At 65.1% G+C, this 4746-nt stretch carries 4 protein-coding genes; 3 read left to right on the top strand and 1 reads right to left on the bottom strand.

The features are described 5' to 3' along the window. Nucleotides 1–53 precede the first annotated feature (53 nt). On the top strand, nt 54–1160 hold the full coding sequence (locus K728_RS18040) for an FAD-binding oxidoreductase (RefSeq protein WP_237742058.1): 1107 nt from the start codon (nt 54–56) through the stop codon (nt 1158–1160). A 296-nt stretch (nt 1161–1456) separates the two neighbouring features. Here K728_RS18040 and K728_RS0100580 read toward each other — a convergent pair whose 3' ends face one another. After that, nucleotides 1457–3403 carry an L-lactate permease gene (locus K728_RS0100580; protein ID WP_024475509.1) on the bottom strand — a complete coding sequence of 649 codons (1947 nt, stop codon included), beginning with the start codon at nt 3401–3403 and terminating at the stop codon, nt 1457–1459. A 370-nt stretch (nt 3404–3773) separates the two neighbouring features. Between K728_RS0100580 and K728_RS0100570 the strand changes: the two genes are divergently transcribed. Together K728_RS0100570 and K728_RS0100565 are read left to right on the top strand one after the other, a co-directional pair. Further along, nucleotides 3774–4439: a class I SAM-dependent methyltransferase gene (locus K728_RS0100570; protein ID WP_024475508.1), complete on the top strand. Its 666-nt coding sequence runs from the start codon at nt 3774–3776 to the stop codon at nt 4437–4439. Nucleotides 4440–4532: 93 nt separating this feature from the next. Further along, nucleotides 4533–4746 (top strand): DoxX family protein (locus K728_RS0100565; protein WP_024475507.1); only part of this gene is annotated, 214 nt, incomplete at its 3' end.

Here is a 4746-nt window from a genome sequence, read left to right as displayed (position 1 = left end):
CCCGTGGTGCTGGCACCGGGCTCGCCGCCGGTGCCTCCGCACGGTCCGGCGAAGTGGTCCTCGACGTATCCCGGATGAACAAAATCCTGCGCATCGACCCGGTAGAGCAGCTCGCCGTCGTCGAACCCGGAGTCCTGAACGCTGACCTGAACGCCGCCGTCGGAGAATACGGGCTGTTCTACGCGCCGGATCCGGCCAGCACATCCATCTGCTCGATCGGCGGCAACGTCGCCACCAACGCCGGTGGCATGCGGTGCGCAAAATACGGTGTCACCCGGGACGCGGTGCTGTCACTGAACGTGGTCCTCGCCGATGGCCGTCAGCTCCGGACCGGCCGCGAAACCATGAAGGGCGTCTCGGGGTATGACCTTAACGCCTTGATCGTCGGCTCCGAGGGGACGCTCGGCGTCGTCACCGAGGCGACGCTGCGGCTCCGCCCACTTCCGGTCGCGACGGCGACCGTCGCCGCCTTTTTCCCGGACTTCGCCACCGCGGCGCAGGCGGCATCCGCCGTCATCGCGTCCCGGATCCAGCCGTCCATGCTGGAGCTGATCGACGGTCAGACGCTCGAGGCGATCGACATGGCCATGGGCACCACCTACCGGTCGCAGGGCGGAGCGTTCCTGCTGGCACAGACCGACGGGTACGGCGCCCATCTGGAACAGGATGTGCTGATCGAGGCCATCAGGCCGTTCGCCACCTCGATCGAGAAAGCGAAGGACGACGAACACGCCGCGGAACTCATTACCGCCCGCCGGGAGGCCATTCCCTGCCTGGAGAAACTGGGCCGGGTGTCCATCGGTGACATCGGCGTCCCGCGGGGCCGGCTGGCCGAGGTGGCGGTCGGCCTGAAGGACATCTCAGAGCGCACCGGGGTGCGGATCTACTCGGTGGTCCACGCGTCGGACGGCAACCTGCACCCCATGCTGGTCCTCAATCCCGAGGACTCAGTCACCGAGGGACCGGCGAAGGTCGCCCTCGGCGAGATGTTTTACCTGGCGAAGAGCCTCGGCGGCACCCTCACCGGCGAGCACGGCATCGGGCTGCTCAAGCGTGACTGGCTGCTGCCCGAACTGGGCGAGGTATCCCTCGACGTCATGCGGTCCATCAAGGACGCCATCGACCCACACGGACTCCTCAACCCCGGCAAGGCCATCTAGGTCTCTCGCGAGGGGCGGTCCGGTTACCCGGGCCGCCCTCTTTTTGTGCGCTTTTTTCTGGTGCGGGCCAGCCCGGGTGTCGAAGACGAACAGGGTGGCGCGCAGAGAAGCGCCGTAGCCGCTCAAGAGTGGTCGCCCAACAGCAATCCTGCGGGTTGGCCACTTTTCCGTGGACGCCGTGCGGTTCGTGCACCCCTTTGTAACGAGCGAAGGGACGGCATCCGGGTTCTGTGGATGCCGCCCCTTCGTTGGTCGTGCCTAGGCTCTGCGGAGTGACCCAGACCCGCCGGTGTAGCTTATAGCCGATCCCGGTTGTCGACGTCGTCATCCCCCGATGTCGAATCGCGCCCAATCGAACCGCGGGTAGTCGAACCGCGCCCGGTCGAACCGCGCCCGGTCGAACCGCTACCGGTCGCCGCACCAGCACTATTGACAGCACCATCACCATGCACGGATCCACCGCCGACCAGCGACAGCGCATCCTTGCCCTGGAAGCGCATCATCCATCGGGCCAGGAAGACCAGCCCGATCAGCAGGGCCGCCAGCACAAAGGTGCCGAGGTTCAGGCCCAGACCGAAGATGAACAGCGACGCCACAGCTCCCGCCGCCACACAGTAGTACAGGGTCACGAGGATGGTCTTGCGCAGCAGGTCACCCTCCCGGCCCAGCAGGCCAACGGTCGCGGAGGCCGCAACGATGTTGTGGATCGCAATCGGGTTACCACCGGCACCACCCACCGCCTGTGCGGCGACAACCTGCTCAGGCGGAACACCGATGGCCACACCGGTGGAGAACTGGAACTGGGCGAAGGTCAGGTTCGACACAGTGTTCGACCCGGCAACAAACGCCCCCAGCGCGCCGATGAACGGCGCGATGACCGGCCAGGAGACACCGGACATGGCTGCGGCGCCCTCGGCCAGGGTGACCGGCATGCTTGAGAGGCCCGAGTCGTTGAGGTCCGGACCCGACTGGATCAGCACCCGCACCAGCGGGACGGCGAACAGCAGGGCGACGGCGGTGCCAGCCAACTGCTTTCCTGACACCTTCAGCGTCTGGGCAATCTGCTTCCCGCTCATCCGGTGAATCAGGTAACCGAAGATGGCGGCGAGGATCATCAGGAACGCCGGCGAATAGAACGGCTGCACATTGGTGGTGATGCTCGTGCCGAGGATGTTCTCAAAGGGAATCTGAATTCCGGTCAGGAACTCCTTCAGCGGAGCGATCACCCGGGTGCCTACCAGCAGGACCGCCATCAGCACGTAGGGCGACCAGGCGCTGATGATGCTCATGTGGGTCCGGACGTCGGTTGCCTCGGACGGTTCGATAGTGCCCATCCAGCGGTCGGACCAGGAGGAGCGCGGTCCAAAGTCGAAGGTGTCCTTCGGCATCAGGAAGCCCTTGCTGGAGGTGAACATGACCAGCATCAGTCCGATCAGTCCGCCGAACAGGGACGGGAACTCCGGTCCGAGGAAACGCGCAACGGTCACATATGGGATGGTCATCGCGAGCGACGCGTAAATGGCGAACGGCCAGACGGCCAGGCCGTCGCGGAAACGCCGCTCCGGGCCAAAGAAACCGGTGAGCATGCAGACCAGGATCAGCGGGATCAGGATGCCGACAATCGCGTGGATGGCCGCCACCTGGAAACCGATGTTCGAGACGTACTCCGGCATGGTCAGCCCGAGGACGGCGATACGCTCGCCCACTGCCGGGTCTCCGCCCAGCCCGTTGGTCACACCCACCAGGATGGGCGTACCGACGGCGCCGAAGCTCACCGGCGTGCTCTGGATGATCAGACCCACCATGACGGCTGCCATCGCCGGGAAGCCCATGGCCAGCAACAACGGGGCGACGACGGCGGCCGGCGTGCCGAAGCCCGACGCACCCTCGATGAAGCTGCCGAACAGCCAGCCGATGATGATGGCCTGCACCCGGCGGTCGGCCGAGATGTTATTGAAGCCCGCCCTGATGGTCGCCATGGCGCCACCGATGGTGAGCGTCGAGAGCAACAGGAGCGCACCGAAGACGATATAGAGCAGGGTCGCGGCGACGATCAACCCTTCGAGCGACGCCGCGAGAACGCCCGTGAAATCCATCTCCCAAACCAGCAGTGCCACCAGCACTGCTAAAACGTAGCCGACCGGCATGGCGTATTTCGCTGGCCAGCGGAAACCCGCCAGCAATACCCCCACTACCAGGATCGGCGCCAACGCCAACAAACTAAGCACCGCAAGATTGTCCATAAACCAGTCCCCTTTGACTGAGGCTACCGAATGACTCCACGACTATGAACGCCACCGACCGCGCGTTTCACACGACGAAGCACTTCCACATTGTGGAATAAGATTTCTACCAACGAATAAGACCTTAGGTCTGACCACAGAAACAGTCAATGGGTGGCTGACAGATTGGGCCCATCTGCGGGTGTGGTGCGACGAGCGGTCGTCCGGCTAGTCGCCGTCGTATATCTGCCGCGGGTGCTCGGGTCGGCGGCCGATGGCTCGTGGACCGGCGCGATGATTAACATGGTCCTATGGAAGAGGAACTGAAGCGCGACCTCGCAGCGCACCGCGGCCTCGACCAAACCGACTCAACCTCAAAGGTGACCGCCTCATGACCTCCCACGACCACCAGCCGCACGACACCCCCGGGCAGGCGTTCACCGAATACGACCAGACCTACTGGGACGCGTTCTACAACGATCGGCCCTCCGTCTGGAGCGGACAGCCCAACGCACAACTCGTCACCGAGGTGGCCGACCTGACGCCGGGAACTGCGCTCGACGTCGGCTGCGGAGAAGGCGGAGACGCCATCTGGCTCGCCCGCCAGGGGTGGACGGTGACTGCCGTCGACATCTCCCAGGTGGCCCTCACCCGCGGTGCCGAGAATGCATCAACCGATCAAGCGTCGGCCGCCCGGATCACCTGGACCCGCCAGAACCTGCTGGAGTGGGCTCCCCCGGTGTCCTCCTTCGACCTCATCTCAGCCCAGTTCATGCACCTGCCCAAGGAAGAGCGTGAACCGTTATTTACCCGGCTGGCGGCCGCCGTCGCGCCCGGCGGCACCCTGCTGATCGTGGGCCACCACCCGACCGACATGGAATCCGGCGCGCACCGGCCTCCCCGCTCCGACCTCTTCTACACCGCCGAGGAGATTGGTTTGCTCCTGGATCCGGGGCAGTGGGACATGGTGACCGAGTCGCGGGAACGGGTGCAGACTCACGACGGCGAGGCCCTGACCATCCACGATGCGGTGCTGCGCGCCCGCCGGAGGTCCTGACCGGTTTCGGCTTCCGGGGAAGAAACTGGCTCCGGGATGCCTTATAGAAGGAGAGCTGTCCGCAGCACCACACCCCCCCACCGAAGGAATTCCATGACGTATCAAACAAACACGCCGGTTGCAGCAACCGCCGCGCAGACCATCTTCCGGGTAGCCCTTGGCGGCGTCCTCGTCGCCCACGGTTCACAGAAACTGTTCGGCTGGTTCGGCGGCGGAGGCATCGACGGAACCAGTAAGGGCATGGACGCCATGGGTTTCCGCCCGGCAAAGACCAGCGCCGTCCTTGCCGGATTGGGTGAGGCGGGCG

Source organism: Arthrobacter sp. CAL618 (assembly GCF_000468215.1).
GTDB lineage: Bacteria > Actinomycetota > Actinomycetes > Actinomycetales > Micrococcaceae > Arthrobacter_D.
The sequence above is the reverse complement of the archived record's forward strand: the minus strand, read 5'-3'. Positions and strand labels throughout refer to the sequence as shown.

Bases quoted from the DNA above. Each gene is read 5' to 3' on its own strand.
- K728_RS0100570 (WP_024475508.1), top strand. From the start codon at position 3,774: ATGACCTCCCACGACCACCAGCCGCACGACACCCCCGGGCAGGCGTTC.
- K728_RS0100580 (WP_024475509.1), bottom strand. From the start codon at position 3,403: ATGGACAATCTTGCGGTGCTTAGTTTGTTGGCGTTGGCGCCGATCCTG.